Here is a 19,686-nt window from a genome sequence, read left to right on the forward strand (position 1 = left end):
GGCCGGAGACATTCCACCCATGTCGAGTGAACCGAGCACCGAGCCGGCCAAACAGGCTCGCCCCGCCCACAGCAATCGGGCCGAGATCATCTTCCGGTCTCTTGCCACCGCCGCGGGCGCTACCATCGTCGCCGCCATCGCGTTGATCGCGCTATTCCTGCTGATCCGTGCGGTGCCCTCGGTCATGGCGAACGACGCGAACTTCTTCACCAGCACCGAGTTCAACACCTCCAATGCCGACAACCTGCGCTTCGGCATCCGTGACCTGTTCATGGTGACGGTGCTGAGCTCGATCTTCGCGCTGGTGATCGCGGTGCCGATCGGCGTCGGCATCGCGCTGTTCCTGACCCATTACGCGCCGAAGCTGCTGGCGCGGCCGTTCGCGACGCTGGTCGACCTGCTCGCCGCGGTGCCGTCGATCGTGTTCGGTCTCTGGGGATTCCTGGTGCTCGCACCGCAGCTGGAACCGGCGCAAAAGTTCTTGAACGAAAAACTCGGCTGGTTTTTCCTGTTCTCCGACGGCAATGTCTCGATCGCCGGTGGCGGCACCATCTTCACCGCGGGCGTGGTGCTCGCGGTGATGATTTTGCCGATCATCACCTCGGTCTCCCGTGAGGTCTTCAATCTCACCCCGCCCGCGCACATCGAGGCCGCCCACGCGCTGGGCGCCACGAAGTGGGAGATGGTGCGGATGACCGTGCTGCCCTACGGCCGCAGCGGTGTGATCGCCGGTTCGATGCTCGGTCTGGGCCGCGCGCTCGGCGAGACGATCGCGGTGCTGGTCGTGCTGCGCACCTCGGCGCAGGCGGGGCACTGGTCGGTATTCGACGGCGGCTACACCTTCGCCTCCAAGATCGCCTCCGCGGCTTCGGAATTCAGCTCGCCGCTGCCGACCGGCGCCTACATCGCGGCAGGCTTCGTGTTGTTCGCGCTGACCTTCGTCGTCAACGCGCTGGCGCGGCTCGCCGCCGGCGGAAGGGTGAACGGGTGATGACCTCGACCACACTCGACAAGCCGATCAAGGCGCCGACCTTCCGGCACGTCAGCACCGGGCGGCGGATCCGCAACAACATCGCGACCGGCACGGTCTGGCTGTGCTTCGCCATCGCGCTGATCCCGCTGGCCTGGGTGCTCATCATGGTGGTGAGCAAGGGCTTCGAATCCGTTGTCTCGGTGGACTGGTGGCAGAAGTCGCAGAAGGGCATCCTGCCCGACCAGTCCGGTGGCGGTGTGTACCACGCCATCTACGGCACCATCGTGCAGTCGGCGATCGCCGCGGTCATCGCGGTGCCGCTCGGCATCATGGCCGCCATCTACCTGGTCGAATACGGCCGTGGTTGGCTGGCCAAGACCACCACCTTCATGGTGGACATCCTCGCGGGCGTGCCGTCCATCGTCGCGGCGCTGTTCATCTTCGCGCTGTGGATCGCCACCTTCGGCGCACCGCAGAGCGCCTTCGCGGTGTCGCTGGCATTGGTGCTGCTGATGCTGCCGGTGGTGGTGCGCAGCACCGAGGAAATGCTGAAACTGGTGCCGGACGAGCTGCGCGAAGCCTCCTACGCGCTCGGCGTGCCGAAGTGGAAGACCATCGCCAGGATCGTGGTGCCGACCGCGCTGCCCGGGATGATCAGCGGCATCCTGCTCTCCCTCGCCCGCGTCATGGGTGAGACCGCGCCGGTGCTGGTGCTCGTCGGCTACAGCAAGTCCATCAACACCGACCTCTTCGACGGCAACATGGCCTCGCTGCCGCTGTTGATCTATCAGGAGCTGGCGAACCCGGAGCCCGAGGGACGGGCCAGGGTGTGGGGCGCGGCGCTGACGCTGATCCTGCTCATCGCGCTGCTGTACGCGGCGGCCGCGGTCGTCAACAAGCTGCTCACGCGGAATCGATAGGAAGACTCAGATGGCCAAGCGGATCGACGTCAAAGACCTGAACATCTTCTACGGCAAGTTCCACGCGGTCGCCGATGTGGACTTGACCGTGCTGCCGCGCAGTGTCACCGCCTTCATCGGCCCGTCGGGTTGCGGTAAGTCCACCGTGCTGCGGTCGCTCAACCGCATGCACGAGGTGACGCCGAACGCCCGCGTCGAGGGTGCGGTACTGCTCGACGGTGAGGACATCTACGGCTCGCAGATCGACCCGGTCGGCGTGCGCCGCACCATCGGCATGGTGTTCCAGCGCCCGAACCCGTTCCCCACCATGTCCATTCGCGACAACGTGGTGGCCGGACTGAAGTTGCAGGGCGTGCGCAACAAGAAGGAACTCGACGAGGTCGCCGAGCGCTCGTTGCGCGGTGCGAACCTCTGGAACGAGGTGAAGGACCGCCTCGACAAGCCGGGTGGTGGCCTGTCCGGCGGTCAGCAGCAGCGACTGTGCATTGCCCGTGCGATCGCGGTATCGCCGGACGTGCTGCTGATGGACGAGCCCTGTTCGGCCCTCGACCCGATCTCGACGCTGGCGATCGAGGACCTGATCACCGAGCTCAAGAAGGAATTCACCATCGTCATCGTCACCCACAACATGCAGCAGGCTGCCCGGGTGAGTGACCAGACCGGCTTCTTCAACCTGGAGGCCCAGGGCAAGCCCGGCCGGTTGGTCGAGATCGACGACACCGAGAAGATCTTCTCCAACCCCGGCAAGAAGGCCACCGAGGATTACATCTCCGGCCGCTTCGGGTAATCGTTCGGCATCGGAAGGCCCGCGCTGTGCAGCGCGGGCCTTTCTCGTGTTCGCGGCAAGGTGAAACTGCCTGCCATCCTTATCGGACCGCAGGCAGTTGCCACTCAGGATTCGACGTCGGGGTCCGGCGGCAATACGCCGGTGACCAGAAAGATGACGCGGCGGCCGATCTCGACGGCGTGGTCGGCGAAGCGCTCGTAGTAGCGGCCGAGCAGGGTGACGTCGACGGCGGCGGCCACGCCGTACTTCCAGTCGCGGTCCATCAGCAGGGTGAACAGGTGACGGTGCAGGTCGTCCATCGCCTCGTCGTCCTCGTTGAGCTGCGCGGCGCGCTCCGGGTCGCGCGTCTCCAGCACCTCTTTGGCGCCGGCGCCCATGTTGACCGCGATCCGGCCCATCTCGGCGAAGTAGCCGTTGACCGCCTCGGGCAGCGCGTGGTTGGGGTGGCGTCGCCGGGTCACCTTGGCCACGTGCAGCGCGAGCGCGCCCATCCGATTGACGTCGGCCACGATCTGGATCGCACTGACCACCTGTCGCAGGTCGCCCGCGACCGGCGCCTGCAGCGCCAGCAGTGCGAACGCCTTCTCCTCGGCGTCCTGGATCAGCTCGGCGATTCGGTCGGCCTCGGTGATCACCTGCTCTGCCAGGGTGAGGTCGGCCTGGAGCAGTGACTGGGTGGCCCGATCCATGGCCGAACCAGCCAGACCGGCCATCTCGCCCAAGAGGTGAGCGAGATCCGCCATTTGCTCGTTGTAGATGACACGCATGAAACCAGACATTAGTTCCCAGCGCTGACCAAGTCACGAACGGAGGGTGAATGCCCGGTGCCGAAGGTTAGCGCCGGTGTTGCCGCAGGTGACGATGGGTGCTCGACAGGCGCCGCTGGGCGGCGTCCGGCCGCGGTCCGTGAGTAGCGGAGCGAAGCCGGAGGTGCGCTTACTTACACGTGTCGTCCGCGGCGTTGACGTGTTCCAGATCCGAGGGCAGCGTGACCGGCGTCGCAGCGGCGGTGGCGGGCATGTTCGAGATCGGCTCGCCGACCGGTGCCGGAGCCCGCACCGTGCCGGTGAAGTCGGCGCCGATGACGACCTCGACGATGCCGCCGAGATCGTTCGCCGACTCCAGCAGCGCGCCGGGTATCGAGCTGGCCACCGTGGCCGCGGCGGCTTCCTGCCCTGGCCCATAGCGAACCTTGGAGGTCACCTCCTGGCCGCCGGAGTAGTTGCCGGTGTTGAAGATCTGGAAACCCTGGTTGCCCAGCTTGGTCGCCGCCCGCTGGGCCGCGCCCCCGACACCCGAGCCATTGGAAACCAGCAGCGACACCGTGCTCGGATCGGCCGCGGTCAGCTTGGGCGGGGTCGGCGGGGCCGACGGGATGGATCCCGGGGCCGGGGACACCTTCTTCTCACCAGGTAGTGGCTGGTCGTCGCGGATTGCCTTGAAGATGGCCTTGATGTCGGATTCGCGGGGAATCTCGTTGCCGTACGAGGTGGTGCCCGCGGTGGGGATGGTCAGGAAGGTGACGGTGCCCGCGTCCAGCTTCTGCAGCGATCGGCCGAGCGTCAGCAGATCGGAGGGCTGCACCTTGTCGACCCAGGTGTGTTTGGTGAACTCGTTGATGAAGCCGTTCAGCTTGCCCGGATCGAAGAGCACCCGGCTCGATAGCGCGCCGCGCAACAGCGAGGCCATGAAGCGCTGCTGCCGGTTGATCCGGTCGTAGTCGCTGCGCTCCTCGCCGTAGACGTGCCGGGCGCGCACGTAGTTCAGCGCGGTCGAGCCGTTCACCCGCTGCTTGCCGGGGTTCTCCAGCACGGTGCCGAGCACTTCGTCGGTGATCGGCTTCGGCGCGCACACCTCGACGCCGCCGATCTGATCGACCATGGCCTCGAAGCCCGCGAAGTCGACCGCGATGAAGTGGTTGATCGCACTGCCGGTCATCCGCTGGATGGTGGTGAACAGGCACTTGGGGCCGCCGAGCGCGTAGACGGCGTTGAGCTTGTCGCCGATGGCCGACGGGAAGACCTCGTTGGTGTACTGCACCTTCTCGTTGTCCCAGCCGTTGCACTGCGGCCTGGTGACGTCGAGGTCGCGGGGGAACGAGACGACAACAACGCGGGAGCGGTTCTTCGGGATGTTCACCAGCATGACGGTGTCCGCGCGGGAGCCCTCGGCGTCGTCGAGCGTGCCCGCGCCGACCTGACTGTTCACCCCCGCACGGGTGTCGGTGCCGACGAGCAGGTAGTTCTCGTCGCCGAGCTGCGCGTTCGAGTCGACGACGTCTTCGCTGTTGTTGTCGATCGCGGAGATCTGGGTGAACCCGTTACCGGTGGAACGCAGATAACTCCAGCCGCCGCCGGTGGTGAGCAGGCAGAGCACCGCGAAGACCGCCATGGCGCTCCGCCCGATGAGCCGCAGCCGCTTGTTGCGGCGCTGCTTGCTGGCGGCCAGCCGGGACAGCGGTACGGCGCCGACCGACTTGGGTTGGGCGGCACCGGCTTCGCTGGTCGGCCAGTCGGTCTTCTTGCGCTTGGCCCGGCTGGTCTCGGTGAGCGGCGGCAGGATATCGGTGACCTCTTCGGCCGTTTCCTGCTTCGCACGGGCAGCCGGGGCAGCCTGCCTGTTGTCCTCGGCTGGACCGCGCCGGTTCGGGGTCCGCGCGGCGGGAGTGCCCGCGATGTCCTGGACTACCGGTGAACCGGCCGTGCGCGGCGATGGGCCGTCGGCGGAGCGGCGCGGTGCCTGGTCGGCCGGACGGCGCGGTGCCTGCTCGGCCGGACGGCCGGGCGCGGGTTGGCGTCGAGCGGCCGGATCGCCTTGGCGTCGGGTCGGCTGCTCCGGGGGGCGCGGCTGGTCCGCTGGGCGGCGGGGCTGGTCGGCCGGGCGGCGTGCGGACGGCTCGGCGGGGCGCATGCGCGCGGGGTCCGCGGCGGGCGGGGCCGGTTCACCGCGCCGGGTTCCCCGGCTCGGTGCGGCGGCGTCGTCGGGCGCGGCGGCGGCGCGCCGTCCCCGGCGGCCGGAGCGCTCGTTGTCGACCTTCTCGACCAGATCCTGCACGGTGAGTGGGGCCGCACCGGGGTCCGCGGTGGCGTCGGTATGACGGGACCGTCGGGACGACCGGGAGCCGTCTCGTTCGGTGTAATCCTCCGTGGGATAGCGCTCCCACGGGGCGCGACCTCCGGGCCGTGGCGAATGCCCGTGCCGATCGTCACCCACCAACGAACCTCGCTTTTCGTCTTCGTCGCCGCCTCGGGCCGAACTCGACCGGCTTGACCGATTCCGCAATGATAACGATTCCGCCACGGCGAGCCACCCGAGTGCGAAATCGAATAGGCGACCGTGTCGTTTGGATACCCGGATCTCGGTCGCGGCGCCTGGATATTCCAGCGGCTGGATGTCCCAGCGGCTGGATGCTTCAGCGCCTGAAGCTCAGCCGCCGCTGTGCATCACGTCGGCACCGTGCGGCACCGCGGGGTCCTCCGGATCGTCCAGCCAGCCGTGTGGCAGCGCGACCTTGCCCGGCGAACCCTGTCTGCCGCGTGGGCCTTCGGCGTCTCTGGGGAACGGCGCCGTCGGATCGAGTTGCCCGACAAGGTCTTCCAATTCGATGAGCCTCGACACCGTGGCGAACGCGCGGCGCAGGTCGGCGCCGACCGGGAAACCCATCAGGTACCAGGCCATGTGCTTGCGCAGGTCGCGCATGGCTTTGTCCTCGCCGAGGTGCTCGGACAGCAGCGTGGCGTGCCGGTACAGCACCTCGCCTACCCGGCCGAGGTTCGGCGGCGCGGGCAGTGGCTCGCCGCGCAGCGCCGCCTGGAGTTCGGCGAACAGCCACGGGCGGCCGAGGCAGCCGCGGCCGACCACGACACCGTCACAGCCGGTTTCGTCCATCATCCGGACCGCGTCGGCGGCGGAAAAGATGTCGCCGTTGCCGAGCACCGGAATCGTGCGGACGGCTTCCTTCAGGCGCGCGATGGCCGACCAGTCGGCCTGGCCGGAGTAGCGCTGCGCGGCGGTCCTGGCGTGCAGCGCAACCGCTTGCGCCCCTTCGGCTTCCGCGATGCGACCGGCATCGAGGTAGGTCAGGTGCTCGTCATCGATGCCGATCCGGAACTTCACCGTCACCGGGACGCCCGCGGGCTCGGCCGCCTGCACCATGGCGCGCACGATCCGGCTGAACAGCGCCCGCTTGTAGGGCAGCGCGGCACCGCCGCCGAGCCGGGTGACCTTCGGTACCGGGCAGCCGAGGTTGAGGTCGATGTGATCGGCCCAGCCCTCGCCGACGATGATCCGCACCGCCTCGCCGAGGGTGGCCGGGTCGACGCCGTACAGCTGCATCGACCGCGGGCTCTCGTCGGCGTCGAACGACATCATGTGCAGCGTTTTCTCGTTGCGCTCGACCACCGCCCGCGCGGTGATCATCTCGCAGACATAGATGGAGGTCGGGCTACCGAATTCGCGGCACAGCTTGCGGAACGCCAGATTCGTGATGCCCGCCATCGGCGCGAGCACCACCGCCGGATCGACCGGATACGGTCCGATCCGCAGGTCGGTCGTCGCCTCGGAAGTCATCGTCACGCCGTCCAGTGTCTCATTTCCGCACGTAAGGGACCTGCTCGGGTCGTTGACCGGGAGCGGTGGTACCGGGCAACCGTGCAGGCCGCAGCGATGCGTAAGCGCTCCGTTGGGCGGCGGATGTGGCGTACCTCACGTGAGGCACCACCGGCGGATGCGGTGCCGGTGTCGGCGAGTGTGTCGGGTCAGCCGAGGCCCGGTAGGCGCTCGGCCAGATCGGCCAGCTGCCACGGACCGTCGGTTTCGATGGTCGCGGTGGCGGTCCAGCCGTCGAGAGCGGAGACCGCGCCGCCCTGTACCGCGAAGACCTTGCCGGTGATCGGGCAGTTTTCCGAGGCGAGGTAGCCGACTATCGGCGAAATGTTCTCGGGGGCAAAGGCATCGAACTCACCCTCGGGAACCTCGGCGGCGAACACGGCGCCCATTCCCGGCGTGGCCAGGGTGAGCCGGGTGCGGGCAACCGGGGCAATGGCGTTGGCGCGCACACCGTATCGCTCCAATTCGAGCGCGGCGACCTGGGTCAGCGCGGCGATCCCCGCCTTGGCCGCGCCGTAATTCGCCTGGCCCGGGTTGGGCATGAAGGTGCCCGACGCCGAGGCGGTATTGATCACCGACGCCGCGACCTGCCTGCCCGCTTTCGACTGTTCCTTCCAGTACGCGGCGGCGTGGTGCAGCACCGCGAAGTGGCCCTTGAGGTGCACCGCGATCACCGCGTCCCACTGCGCCTCGTCCATCGCGGCGATGAACGCGTCGCGCAGGATGCCCGCGTTGTTGACCAGGATGTCCAGCCCGCCGAAGGCGGTGATCGCCTGCTCGACAAGGGCTTTCGCACCGGCCCAGTCGGCGATGTCGGCGGTGTCGGCGACCGCGCGCCCGCCCGCCGCGATGATCTCGTCGACCACCTGCCGCGCGGGCCCGGCGTCGGCGCCGACACCCTCGTTGTTGCCGCCGAGGTCGTTGACCACGACGGCGGCGCCCTCGGCGGCCAGCAGCAGCGCGTGCGCCCGGCCGATGCCGCGGCCGGCGCCGGTGACGATCGCGACGCGTCCGTCCAGCGAACCCATGTCGTTCCTTTCGATGCGGGTGAACGCGGTCAGGCGAGCAGACCGGCGAGGTTGGTGAGGGAGGCGTCGAGTTCTTTGGTGGCGGCGCGTTCGATCGCGCCGCCGATGGCGCCGACCATCATCTGACTGATGAACTCCGCGTCGATGGTGACCAGCGCGGCCTGGTCGCCGCTGGGCCGCACGGTCAGCGTGAAGCTGATCGTCGCGCCCGCCAAGCCGGTGCCGGAGAACTTCGTCGTGGTCGGGGCGGCGTACTCGTCCACGGTGAAGGTGATGGTGTTCGCCATTCCCAGAATGGTGAGCACCTCGGTCATCTTCGCCCCGGTGGCCAGCCGTGCGGGCGGCGGCTCCTTCCACTTGGTGTGCACCGTCAGCCACTCCTCGAAGCGGTTCGGATCGGACAGCACCGCCCACACCTTTTCCGGTGCGGCCGGGAACTCCTTGGATACCTTGGCTTTTGCCACGGTGATTCTCCTTGCTCAGGTTGCGGGGGCGAACTCGGCGAGCCCGTCCTGGATGACGAATTGGTCGTTGTCGGACCAGGTTTCGAAGACGTAGCCGTCCCGGCCGTCCCGGGTACCCGTCGCCCACGTCGCGGTAGTGATGGTCTGTCCCGGGAATGCGGGCGAACTCAACCGCACCGCAAGCCTTTTCAGCCGGGCTGGATCATCGGGGCTGATTCGGGTGATCAGTGCGTGCGAGATGAACGCGATCGTGCACAGGCCGTGGATGATGATCCCCGGCTGTCCCATCGCCTTGGCGAACTCGTCGATCAGGTGGATCGGCATCGGATCGCCCGCCGCTTCGGCGTAACGGAAGGTCTGGTCCGTGTCGAAGGTCTGCGCCACGGTGAAGTTCGGTTCGCGGGCGCGCAGGTTCTCGTCGAAGAAATGGGCCGGACTCGGTTCGCCTCGGGCGCCGTCGAATCGACCACCACGGAAGAATCCGATGAAGTACTGCTCGTTGACCAGGTCGCCGTTGCTCACGCTGTGGGTCTCGATGTGCGCGGTGACGACCACGCCCGAGGATTTGCCCTCGATCCCGGTCGGCCGGGCGCGCACCGCCAGCGTCTCGCCCGGTTCGATCGGCCGGTGGAACCGGAAGTCGTGCTCGCCGTGCAGGATCCGCAGCATCAGCTCATCGGGTACCACCGACATCGCGGCGTCGGCCATCATCACCGTAGCCGGTACGACCGCGAAAACCGGTGGTGCGTAGATCCCGTCGAGATGCTGCTGGATCGGGTCGTTGGTCGCCGCGGCATAGGCGATCGTGCGCCGCCGATCCACGTCGAACGTCCCCCGCGCACCCCATCTGCCCAACCGCTCCAGAGCGAAGCTGGTCCCGTCCGTCACTGGTGTCTCACCCGGCCTCCTGGGTCGGCGTCATTGCCCGATACCGCAACGCTAGAAACCGGCGGTGGCGGCCGGGATGACCGCGCGGCGCAGGTTCGGTGACCGCCGCGCTCACCGCATCCGGCCTGGTAGGTTCGCCTCGACCAGGGACGCAGGAGGTATCGGTGACGGCGAGGACGGTGCCGATCGACTTCGTGCGCTCCGCCGTCGCCACCGCCGAGCGGCAAGGCGTCGACATCGAGCAGCTACTCGGCAGCGTCGGCGTCGCACCGGAGCTGCTGGCTCAGGATCGAGCGCGGGTCACCGTCGAGCAGATGGCCGCGACCGTGCGCCAACTCTGGCGGATCAGCGACGACGAACTGTTCGGCCTCGGCCCGGCACCCGTGCCGCGCGGGTCGATTCGGCTGGTCGGCTTCGGCGTTGTCGGCTGCCCCGATCTGGGCGCGGCGATCCACCGGTTCATCGAATACCGGCGACTGCTGCCCGGCCTGCCGCCGATGGCGGTGACCACGACCGGTGAACTCACCAGATACACGATCGACACCAGCGTGCTCGACGAGGGCGAAGAGCTGCTCACCGTCTTCCTGCTGGCGGGCGTGCACCGCATGATCTCCTGGGGCATCGGCCGCCGAGTCGCCTTGCGTCAGGTGGAGTTTCCGTATCCGCGGCCCCGCAACATCGACGACTACGACCTGGTCTTCGGCGCCCCGCTCGTCTTCGACGCCGCCACCGCGGCCATCACCTTCGACAGCGATCTACTCGCCGCGCCGATCGCCCGCACCGAGGAAGATCTGATCGCGTGGACGCGCAACGCGCCGACCGACGTGCTGTCCCGCCGCGACTATGGCACCTCGCTCGCCGAGCAGGTACGCAAGATCCTCGCTCGCGGGTTGCGTGGCGACTGGCCGACCGCCGACGAGGTGGCCAGGCGACTGGCCATGAGCCCGCAGACGGTGCGCCGCAAGCTCGGCGACGAGGGCACCTCGATCACCCAGATCCGCGAGGACATCCTGCGCGACGCGGCGGTGGCCAGCCTGGTGCGCGGTGACGAGACGGTCGAGGCGCTCTCGGCCCGGCTCGGCTTCTCCGAACCCAGTGCGTTCCGGCGCGCGTTCCGGCGCTGGACCGGCAGCCCGCCGGGTTCCTACCGTGGTTCCGCGCGTTAGCTATTCGCCGCGCAGCCGCCGGTGGTACTTCTCTCTGATCTCCGGGTTGGGCTGCGTGTAAGCCGTTGTCGCCCCCGTGATTCGCGCGACGCCGAGCTGCGCCCGGTACGGCAGCAGCTGCGCGGACTTGATGATCGCGGCCAATCGGCGCGGCACCGTCACCATCGGCTTGCCCCGGACCACCGTCCGGACGATCGCCTGCGCGACGTCCTCAGGATCGACCGTGGTCATCGGTTCGATCCAGCCGGGCATGTTCGCACCGGCCGACAGCTCGGTGCGCACGATGCCGGGCAGCACCGCCGAGACCCGCACGCCGTGCTCCTTCAGTTCCAGGTGCAGCGCCGAGGTGAACCCCACCACCGCGTGCTTGCTCGCGCAGTAGGTGGCCAGGCCCGGAAAGCCTTGCGTACCAGCCAGGGACGCGATGTTGATGAGGTGCCCGCCGCCACGCGCCAGGAAGCGCTTGGTGGCCAGCCGCGAACCGTGGATCACCCCGCGCAGGTTGATGTCGAGGATCCGCTCGGTCATCGCCTCGTCCTCGTCGGCGAACAATCCGGTCGGCATGATGCCCGCGTTGTTGACGAGCACGTCCAGCGGCCCGAGCTGCTGCTCGAGCTCGTCGAGGAACGCGGCGAACGAGTCGCGGTCGATGACGTTCAGCGGCAGGCCGATGATCCTGGCCGCCGGGTCGGCCCCGAGCTCGACCGCGGTCTTGGCCACCAGTTCCACATCGATGTCCCCGATCGCGACCGCGGCGCCCGCCCCGAGGAATGCCTCGGCCGTGGCCCGGCCGATCCCGCGGGCCCCGCCGGTGATCGCGACGACCTTCCCCGCGAGCGGGTGCTCGTCCTTCGGTGCACTGGTCATGTTCTCGGCCTTTCCGCTTCGTGATCCGAGCGAGCACGGCCGGTCGGCGAATACCCCGACCGGCGCGGCGCACTGTCCTCAGTGTCGGCGTTCCCGGGCGGATCGTCGGCGGATTCGGCAATCACGAAGCGGTGGTGCGGTACTCGGTCGGATCAGAGGCCACGTGCGATGATCTCCTTCATGATCTCGTTGGTGCCGCCGTAGATCTTCTGGATCCGCGAATCGGTGAAGATCCGCGCGATCGGGTACTCGGCCATGTACCCGTAGCCGCCGAACAGCTGTAAACAGCGGTCCGCCAAGATGTTCTGTTGCTCGGACAGCCACAGCTTGGCCTTGGCCGCGGTGGGAATATCCAAATCGCCGGTGACGTGCTTCTCGATGCAATCGTCCAGGAAGCTCCAGCCCACGGTGACCGCCGTATCGCAGTCGGCGAGCGTGAATTTGGTGTTCTGGAAGGCGAAAATCGGCTTGCCGAAGGCGCTTCGCTCTCTGGTGTACGCCAGCGTCAGCTCGACCGTCTTCTCCATCGTCGCCATCGCGGTGACCGCGATGATCAGCCGCTCCTGGGCGAGCTGCTGCATCAGCTGGATGAAGCCCATGTTCTCGGCCTCGCCGATCAGGTTCGCGCGCGGCACCCGCACCTCGTCGAAGAACAGCTCGCAGGTGTCCTGCCCGTGCTGGCCGATCTTGTGCAAGTTGCGGCCGCGCCGGAAACCGGCCCGGCTCGTCTCGACGGCGATCAGCGAAAGCCCTCCCGCGCCGCCCTGCTCGTTCGTCTTGGCGACCACCAGCACCAGATCGGCCAGGAAACCATTGGAAATGAACGTCTTGGCGCCGTTGACGACGTATTCGTCGCCCTGCACGGTCGCGGTGGTGCGGATCGCCTGTAGGTCCGATCCGGTGCCCGGCTCGGTCATCGCGATCGCCGCGACGATCTCCCCGGAGGCCAGCTTCGGCAGCCAGGTCTTCTTCTGCTCGTCGGTGCCGTAGCCCGCGATGTAGTGCGCGATGATCGTGCTGTGCACCGGCCCGCCGAAGCTGGGCGCCAGCGCGCGCACCTGCTCGATGGCGATCACGGCGTCGTGCCGGAAGTCGCCGCCCCCACCGCCGTACTCCTCCGGGATGCTGGGGCACAGCAGGCCGAGTTCGCCCGCCCGCAACCAGACCTCGCGATCGATGTGCTGCTGCTGCGCCCACCGTTGCTCGTGCGGCGCGCATTCCTTGCCGAAGAAGTCGCGCGACAGCTCGGCCAGCGCGTCCATCTCCGCGTCCATCCAGCGTGAGCGGTGCTTTGCCATGTCGCCAATCCCTTTCCCATCCGACGCCGTCGTCGTGCATTCACGGTAGGAACTGACAGGTCGTCCGGGTAGGACCGAGCCGCCCGAATCCGATGACCGCAGCGCTCTCCCCGATAATCCCGATCGAAACCGCACGAGCCGCCGTCGAGTGGAAGGACGGGCAGATATCCACCCATTACCCGATCGAGTCCAATACCGGCGGAACAGCTTGCCGGTCACACAAAGGTCATTTCCGAGCGGGCGACATCGACAAGGCGAATGCGTTCGTCAACGTGAAGAGCGCGACGGCACGGAATGCGGGTCCGTGGAAGTAAGCGGGCCTATGAAGTGAGCGACCCTTCGCAGGTTTATTGCGTCGAAGCGAATCTTCGACGCAATAAACCTTCGAAGTAGGAAATAGCTGGACTCGGCGTTAGCCGGACATACGCGAGCCGCCGCCCGGGTAACCGGGCGGCGGCTCAGGTGTATCGGGCGCGAGCTCAGCTCGCGGTGCTGCCTGCCATCTGGCGTTCGGCCTTGGCGGCCTCGCGGGCGAGCATCCGGTCGCGCTGCTCTTCGAACTTCAGCACGTCCTTGCCGAGCTTGTCGAGGTACGCGGCGAGCCGCTCGCGGCAGGCTTCGCCGCGTGCGGTGAAGTCCTCGCGGTCGAAGATGTTCCACTTCTTCAGCACCGGCTGCACCACTTCTTCCATGTGCTGGCGCAGATCGTAGATGCCGTGCTTGGCCATCAGGACGCCGTTGCGGCGGAAGTTCGGCATGCCGGCGCCGGGCATCTGGAAGTTCTCCAGGATCAGCGTGATGGCCTCGATGGTCTGGTCGGGGGCCAGGTCCAGGGCCGCGCCACACATGTTGCGGTAGAAGATCATGTGCAGGTTCTCGTCGGCGGCGACGCGCTGCAGCATGCGATCGGCGATCGGGTCGTCGCAGACCTTGCCGGTGTTGCGGTGGCTGACTCGGGTGGCCAGTTCCTGGAAGGTCACGTACGCGACGGAGTGCAGGAAGCCCGCGTCGGCCTCGGTCGGCGACGCGAAGCCGTTGGTCATGTGGATCATCCTGGCCTCTTCGAGAGCGACCGGGTCGACGCCGCGGGTGACCACCAGGTAGTCGCGCATCACGATGCCGTGCCGGTTCTCCTCGGCGGTCCAGCGACCCACCCAGGTGCCCCAGGCGCCGTCCTGCGAGAAGTTCTCGGCGATCTCGCGGTGATACGAGGGCAAGTTGTCTTCGGTGAGCAGGTTGGTGATCATGGCCGCCTTCGCGACCTCGCTCAGCCGGGACTGCTCCGGGTCCCAATCGATGCCCCCGAGTGCGGCGAAATTGCGGCCTTCATCCCACGGGACGTAGTCGTGCGGATGCCATTCCTTTGCCAAAGAGAAGTGCCGGTTGACGTTTTCTGCGGCAACCGGCTCCAACTCCGTAAGAAGCTCGAGTTGAGTCAGATCCCTTGCCATGTATGAACCCTTCAGTCTGTGCGTCCGGTCGTGCAGGTCATCCCCCCAAGGTAGACCGATGTCGTGCGGCCATACCTTACGGCACCGTAGGTGTGATGCGAAGCGCATCCGATTGCCCGTTGATGCCCCGTGATGCACGTCATACGCCCTCGTCGGCGTTCGGCGCCCACCCTCGAGTGTATGACTTCGGCCCGCAGCGAGGGGAATATCGCAACGGGCCGGAGAGTGTTAGCTCGGCGTGCCGCATCGCACATGCCGAGGTGAAACGCATAGGCCGCCCCGCTCAGCGTTTTCCGCCGAAGAGGCCGCCCAGCACGTTCCCCAGTGCGCCACCGGCGTTCTTGGCCAGCGCCTCGCCGATCGCTCCGCCGATGCCACCGCTCTTGCTGCTGCCGCCGAGCAGGCCGCCGAGCAGATCGCCGAGCCCGCCGCCGTCGGATTGCGGCGGCGTCTGCGGCGCCGTGCCGCTGGCGCCGCCGGTCATTTGCTTGGCCAGGTAGGCGAGCACGATCGGGGCGAGAATCGGCATGAGTTTGCCGATCAGGTCGTTGCCGCCGGTGCCCTCGGTCGCGCCGAGCGCGCTGATCACCGTGTTCTTCTCGTCGCCGAAAACGTTCTCGACGATCTTCGAGCCGTCGGCGACGTCGACCTTGTCGATGTCGACCGCACCCTCGCCCTCGACCAGGTCGCCGTGGTTGTCCAGCGCGCCGACCAGTGAGGCGGCGCCTTCTGGTTTCGTCGCGTTCGCTCGCAGTCCGCCGAGCAGCGTGGGCAGCGCCGCTTGGACCGCGGTTTTCGCGGTGTTCTCGTCGACGCCGAGCTTCGCGGCGATCTGGGCGATGGGCACCTGGGAGAGCAAATCATCGAAGGAAGTCATCAGCTCCGCCTTGTCGAGGGGTGACCCGGGATTGCCCGTGTCGCGCTCACAGTAGGGGAATGCCCGGATGGAGTGTGGTCATTCGGACCCGCGCGCCGGGGGCGCGTTGTCAGTATGAACCTCGCGATGGGGCGGGCAATAGCCCTGCGGAAACGAGTACGGGCGCCCGGTGAGACCGGGCGCCCGATGGGTGTGCCCCCAGTAGGGCTCGAACCTACGACCTGCGGATTAAAAGTCCGTAGCTCTACCAACTGAGCTATAGGGGCGCGGTGGGCCAGTGTAGTAGGCGTGGCGCGATGACCCAAATGGGGGAGTGCGGCGTGGCGCGGGATAGGTGTCCCGCCGATCGTGGGTGTCGGCGGGTAGTGGCAACCTGACGCCGAGACTTGTTGTCGCGCCTAGTAACGCGGGATGCGTAGGGCGCGATCTTGCGGGTAAACATTTGGTACCCAACTTTGTTCATTGAACGAGTATTTGGATATCATCGAATCATGTTGGCTAGCAATGTCTTTGGATTTGCGGGGGGTGAGTGGCCCGAGCTCGGGGGCGCACGCCGGTGGGGTGAGCGGGCGGGCTGCGGGCGATGGCCGGTGTTCCGGTCGGCCGGTCGACTCGGGTGAACGACGCTGGGACGCTGTCGATTTGGGGGCTCGAGCAGGCAGGGAAGCTTGGTTGCGTGATGTTTGCTGTAACAGTAAACCGGCCCGGTCAGTTACCTGACTCGTCGGTTTGCCGCGTGTCGGATGGGGTTTCCGGGTACGGTGACCACTTGATGAATTCCGGAAGAATCACCGACTCGTCCGGTGATTCGGAATTCGGCTTATCGTTGATGTGCCCGAACGTGTCGCGACCGGTCCGGCCGATCGTGGCTCACCTGGAGACGACGCCGCGGGAGGCAGATCCGAGACGAAGAAATACCCGGGTGCGCACCCCCTGCGGCGCACCCGGGCAGGAAAACTATACCAGCTGGTGTGTTTCAGGTTTTTCGCAAGTTTTCGTACCGAAAGTTTGAAACTGGGCGAAAACCCGGTTTGAAGTATTGATAAAACTCATAACTTCGCGCCAAGGGCCCGTTCCTTTGGGGGTGGCTGTTTGGCGGCGAGTAGGCTTCGGAGGCGTTTCGAGCATGGCACGGCAGCAAGAGCGGGCCCGCCGGACACGTGCGGCGATTATCAGGTCCGCCGCCGTTGAGTTCGGGAAGAGCGGCTATGCCGCTGCATCGCTCAACCGCATATTGGAAGGGTCGCGTGCCACCAAGGGCGCCATGTACTTCCATTTCGATTCCAAGGAAGATCTCGCGCGCGCCGTACTGGAGACGGCGGTCGAACGCTATCGGGCCTCGGCCGAGCGTTGGGTCGGGCGAACGGATCTCGGACCACTGGACATCATGCACGGCATGATCGACGAGATGGCATTGCGGCTCGAGCACGACATCATCGTGCAGGCCGAATACCGGTTGATCATCGAGCCCGACTTCTATCGGGACGTGCAAGCCGGCGGTGGCCGGATCCTCGGGCGCGCCACACGCGCGCTCACGGTCCGCGCCATCGACCAAGGGCAACTGCGCGCCGACGCGGACGCCGACCGGTTCACCCGCACGCTGACCGCCGCGCTGGCCGGCCAGCGATACATGATCGACGCGCACGGCACCGGCATCGATCTGCGGGCCCGCTTCGAGGAAGCACTCGAGGTGATCATCGAATCGATGGCCACCCCGGAATGGACCGAGAAGTTCCGCAACGACGGCTGGCGCACCCACGCGCGCCTCGAGGAGCTCAGTTTGGGACTCTGACCAGCCGGTTTGGGAATCGAGTCCGGTCTGTCATAAGCTAACCGGGCTCCCAACGGACAGCCGTTGAAGCCGGTTCCGGAGAAATCCGGAGACGAGCCCCCTTCGTCTAGCGGCCTAGGACGCCGCCCTTTCAAGGCGGTAGCGCGGGTTCGAATCCCGTAGGGGGTACGGTCTTCGGACCGTTGGAGGTACAGCAAGGCCCTGTGGCGCAGTTGGTTAGCGCGCCGCCCTGTCACGGCGGAGGTCGCGGGTTCGAGTCCCGTCAGGGTCGCAAGTGAGCGCCGGAGCAATCCGGCGTTTCGCGTATGGCATTCAACTCGGGTGCCTGCGGCCAGGTAGCTCAGTTGGTACGAGCGTCCGCCTGAAAAGCGGAAGGTCGCCGGTTCGATCCCGGCCCTGGCCACTCGGAAGCGAGGGAACTCTGCGCGCAAAGAGCGCGCGGTGGAGCTCCCTCGTCTTTTTATTTGTGGGGTGCAACCCCACACCCGCTCGGCGGGGCTTTGCCCCCCGAACCCCCTCCGTCTGTTGTGGACCCGTTGGTCGGGGGTTCGCGCGTGAGGCCTTCCGCCCGTTGCTGTCGCCGCTCGGCGGGGCTCTGCTCTTCGAACCGCTCTGTCCGCGGCGCACTCGTTCGGCGCCGTTTGCGCGAGGGGTGGGGCGAGGGGGCTGTGATCGGTCACAGGGGAGGGGCTGGTGGGGGTCTCTCTTTTCACAAATCCGCTGGTAAGGGCATGGGTTGGTTACTGGGTGGTTAGTGTGAATCGAGGGTTCAGGTAGTTCCTAGGAAAGGGGCTGTCATGGTCGACAGTTCAGTGATGTCCGCGCCGTTGCGGGACTTTCGAGCCTTGTCTCGGCAGATGGTGGGGCATTTCGTGGAGAACGTTGTGCCGTGCGGGACGATGCCGGGGGACGCGATCAACGGGGATATCACGACGATCACTCGGGTTTGCCTGGAGCTGTCGGCGAGCATGCTGGACGGGGAGAACATTCCGGAGAAGCTGGAGCAGGTGGAGGAGGCTGCCGCGGCGTGGGCGCGGGAAGGGGTGCCGATCGACACGGTGCTGCATGCCATCCATGAGGGATTCAAGATGGGCATGGCGTTGATCGTGTCGAAGCTGACGGTGAAGGACTTCGACAGTTTCGTCGAGGGGTCGCAGACGAACATCGAGATCTTGGACACGCTGACCACCGCGATCTCGCGCGCCTACTTCCGCGAACTGCGATCGGTTGTCGGCGAACACCATACGGCCGTGCACACGCTGACCTCGGCGCTGCTCGGCGGCTATCCGACGTCGACGATGGCCCGCGAGTGCGGGATTGCCATCGCGGAGTCGTATCTGGTGCTGGCGGTGGCCATTCCGCGGCACCGCGACGAACGCAACCCGGCCGTCGACGGGAAGGTGGTGGCCCGCCGTAAGCTGCGCCGCGCGCAGGCCGAGCTGGCGGCTCGGTGTGGCGGCGAGGCGCTTTCGCTGTTGAGCGTCGACGGCGGCACGATCCTCATTCCGGTCGAGCAGCACGGCGAGACGGCCCTCGACGAGCTCGTCGACGGTCTCTCGCACGCGGCGCAGGTCGGCATCACCGCGGCAGTCGTGGCGGCGACCGCGGACGAGATTCCGCGCGCGGTGGACCAGGCGCACGAACTGCTGGACATGGTTCAACGATTGCAGTCGGTGCCCGGCCTGTACCGATTCGAGCAACTCGCCCTCGAATACCAGCTCACCCGTCCAGGTCCCGGCCGCGAACACCTCGGCGCGGCGCTGACGCCCCTCGACGAGCACCCCGAACTACTGGAGACCCTGCGAATCCACATCGCCAACAACCTCAACCGCCAACGGACCGCCCGTCTCCTACACGTGCACACCAACACGGTCGACTACCGGCTCAAGCGGATCGGCCAGCTGACCGGCTTCGACCCCGCCCAACCCTCCGGCCTGTGGTACCTGCGCTCCGCCCTGATCGCCCGCTCCTACCGCGCCGAACGTCGCGAAAACGACGTCCCACCCGCCCCCGAGCCCCGCCTCTCGGTAGTCGGCAAACCCGGGTCATAGCCCGAGCGGGACCTGGCTGCGGCAAAACGCGAGTAGGCCCGCTGTCATGTCCCGCTCGCGGCGGTCCGTTGCGCTCTGCGGTTGACCTTGGAAAGTGCCCTGGGCGGGCGGCGCGGATGGGATGCTGGGGGTATGGCTGAGCGCTGGTATTACTGCTTGAAGCACAGGCGGGCCGAGAAGGGGCGGCAGTGCTGGTTCCAGGATCGGATGGGGCCGTATCCGGATCAGGCGACCGCGGAGCGGGCGCTGGAGATCGTCAAGGCGCGCAATGCGCAGGCGGATGCCGGGGATAAATCATGGCGTGATGATGGCGAGTGACCGGGTTGCCAATTGGCAGTGTTCCTGCGTGCCTACTGATTTCGTACGAACATGGGTAACTTGTCGGGTACCGGCTGACTCATCCACTACGCCGCCGCCAGTCGCCCAACGCTGCTCGAGTGCATCCTGAGTCCGGCCTGAGGCGCGGAGGGGCGGGGGAGCCCAGGTAGATCCACTCAGGTCTCGTTCAGTTCGATC

General features: G+C 67.0%; 17 protein-coding genes and 4 tRNA genes. 10 read left to right on the top strand and 11 right to left on the bottom strand.

From position 1 onward, the window contains the following. Positions 1-19: 19 nt before the first annotated feature. The 3 genes from pstC to pstB are packed head-to-tail and all read left to right on the top strand — an operon-like array spanning position 20 to position 2,680. A complete protein-coding gene (gene pstC / locus ACFK0J_RS04475; protein WP_378736832.1) occupies positions 20-991 on the top strand; it encodes a phosphate ABC transporter permease subunit PstC in 972 nt (323 codons plus the stop codon). After that, positions 991-1,893, top strand: a complete 903-nt coding sequence (gene pstA, locus ACFK0J_RS04480; protein ID WP_218473460.1) for a phosphate ABC transporter permease PstA — start codon at positions 991-993, stop codon at positions 1,891-1,893. The genes pstC and pstA overlap by 1 nt, the downstream gene beginning before the upstream one ends. 10 nt (positions 1,894-1,903) lie before the next feature. After that, positions 1,904-2,680: a phosphate ABC transporter ATP-binding protein PstB gene (gene pstB, locus ACFK0J_RS04485; RefSeq protein WP_218473461.1), complete on the top strand. Its 777-nt coding sequence runs from the start codon at positions 1,904-1,906 to the stop codon at positions 2,678-2,680. Between the two features lie 104 nt (positions 2,681-2,784). On the opposite strand, the gene phoU is transcribed toward pstB, so the two are convergent. From phoU to ACFK0J_RS04515, 6 genes are all read right to left on the bottom strand, one after another. Beyond that, a complete protein-coding gene (phoU, locus tag ACFK0J_RS04490) occupies positions 2,785-3,447 on the bottom strand; it encodes a phosphate signaling complex protein PhoU (RefSeq protein ID WP_218473463.1) in 663 nt (220 codons plus the stop codon). A 169-nt stretch (positions 3,448-3,616) separates the two neighbouring features. Then, positions 3,617-5,893 carry an LCP family protein gene (locus ACFK0J_RS04495; protein WP_378736836.1) on the bottom strand — a complete coding sequence of 759 codons (2,277 nt, stop codon included), beginning with the start codon at positions 5,891-5,893 and terminating at the stop codon, positions 3,617-3,619. A 213-nt stretch (positions 5,894-6,106) separates the two neighbouring features. Continuing rightward, positions 6,107-7,249 (bottom strand): tRNA dihydrouridine synthase DusB, encoded by a 1,143-nt coding sequence (gene dusB, locus ACFK0J_RS04500; RefSeq protein ID WP_378742625.1) that lies wholly within the window; start codon positions 7,247-7,249, stop codon positions 6,107-6,109. A 188-nt stretch (positions 7,250-7,437) separates the two neighbouring features. Then, positions 7,438-8,316 carry an SDR family oxidoreductase gene (locus tag ACFK0J_RS04505; protein ID WP_378736838.1) on the bottom strand — a complete coding sequence of 293 codons (879 nt, stop codon included), beginning with the start codon at positions 8,314-8,316 and terminating at the stop codon, positions 7,438-7,440. Positions 8,317-8,345: 29 nt separating this feature from the next. Beyond that, positions 8,346-8,780, bottom strand: a complete 435-nt coding sequence (locus ACFK0J_RS04510; protein WP_378736840.1) for an SRPBCC family protein — start codon at positions 8,778-8,780, stop codon at positions 8,346-8,348. A 15-nt stretch (positions 8,781-8,795) separates the two neighbouring features. Then, positions 8,796-9,668 carry a MaoC/PaaZ C-terminal domain-containing protein gene (locus ACFK0J_RS04515; RefSeq protein WP_378736842.1) on the bottom strand — a complete coding sequence of 291 codons (873 nt, stop codon included), beginning with the start codon at positions 9,666-9,668 and terminating at the stop codon, positions 8,796-8,798. A 164-nt stretch (positions 9,669-9,832) separates the two neighbouring features. On the opposite strand from ACFK0J_RS04515, the gene ACFK0J_RS04520 reads away from it, so the two are divergent. Further along, entirely contained in the window at positions 9,833-10,834 is a 1,002-nt protein-coding gene (locus tag ACFK0J_RS04520) for an AraC family transcriptional regulator (protein ID WP_378736844.1), read from the top strand. On the opposite strand, the gene ACFK0J_RS04525 is transcribed toward ACFK0J_RS04520, so the two are convergent. The 5 genes from ACFK0J_RS04525 to ACFK0J_RS04545 form a co-directional block, all read right to left on the bottom strand. Beyond that, positions 10,835-11,701, bottom strand: coding sequence for an SDR family oxidoreductase (locus ACFK0J_RS04525; protein WP_378736846.1), 867 nt, complete (start codon positions 11,699-11,701; stop codon positions 10,835-10,837). A gap of 152 nt (positions 11,702-11,853) precedes the next feature. After that, positions 11,854-12,999 carry an acyl-CoA dehydrogenase family protein gene (locus ACFK0J_RS04530; RefSeq protein WP_378736848.1) on the bottom strand — a complete coding sequence of 382 codons (1,146 nt, stop codon included), beginning with the start codon at positions 12,997-12,999 and terminating at the stop codon, positions 11,854-11,856. Between the two features lie 479 nt (positions 13,000-13,478). Then, complete coding sequence (locus ACFK0J_RS04535) at positions 13,479-14,450, bottom strand: acyl-ACP desaturase (RefSeq protein ID WP_378736850.1); 972 nt, start codon at positions 14,448-14,450, stop codon at positions 13,479-13,481. 283 nt (positions 14,451-14,733) lie between these two features. Then, positions 14,734-15,327 carry a DUF937 domain-containing protein gene (locus tag ACFK0J_RS04540; protein ID WP_378736852.1) on the bottom strand — a complete coding sequence of 198 codons (594 nt, stop codon included), beginning with the start codon at positions 15,325-15,327 and terminating at the stop codon, positions 14,734-14,736. A 193-nt stretch (positions 15,328-15,520) separates the two neighbouring features. Continuing rightward, a tRNA-Lys gene (locus tag ACFK0J_RS04545) sits at positions 15,521-15,593 on the bottom strand. A gap of 860 nt (positions 15,594-16,453) precedes the next feature. On the opposite strand from ACFK0J_RS04545, the gene ACFK0J_RS04550 reads away from it, so the two are divergent. The 6 genes from ACFK0J_RS04550 to ACFK0J_RS04575 all read left to right on the top strand — a co-directional run bounded on the left by ACFK0J_RS04550 (position 16,454) and on the right by ACFK0J_RS04575 (position 19,488). Beyond that, a complete protein-coding gene (locus tag ACFK0J_RS04550; RefSeq protein WP_378736854.1) occupies positions 16,454-17,119 on the top strand; it encodes a TetR family transcriptional regulator in 666 nt (221 codons plus the stop codon). A 95-nt stretch (positions 17,120-17,214) separates the two neighbouring features. After that, positions 17,215-17,287, top strand: a tRNA-Glu gene (locus ACFK0J_RS04555). 29 nt (positions 17,288-17,316) lie between these two features. After that, positions 17,317-17,390 (top strand) — tRNA-Asp (locus ACFK0J_RS04560). Positions 17,391-17,448: 58 nt separating this feature from the next. Continuing rightward, positions 17,449-17,522 (top strand) — tRNA-Phe (locus tag ACFK0J_RS04565). A 394-nt stretch (positions 17,523-17,916) separates the two neighbouring features. After that, a complete protein-coding gene (locus ACFK0J_RS04570) occupies positions 17,917-19,170 on the top strand; it encodes a PucR family transcriptional regulator (RefSeq protein ID WP_378736856.1) in 1,254 nt (417 codons plus the stop codon). A 132-nt stretch (positions 19,171-19,302) separates the two neighbouring features. Continuing rightward, positions 19,303-19,488 (top strand): hypothetical protein, encoded by a 186-nt coding sequence (locus ACFK0J_RS04575; protein ID WP_378736858.1) that lies wholly within the window; start codon positions 19,303-19,305, stop codon positions 19,486-19,488. Positions 19,489-19,686: the final 198 nt, after the last annotated feature.

Source organism: Nocardia brasiliensis, from assembly GCF_042691675.1.
In the GTDB taxonomy this organism is placed as follows: domain Bacteria; phylum Actinomycetota; class Actinomycetes; order Mycobacteriales; family Mycobacteriaceae; genus Nocardia; species Nocardia brasiliensis_D.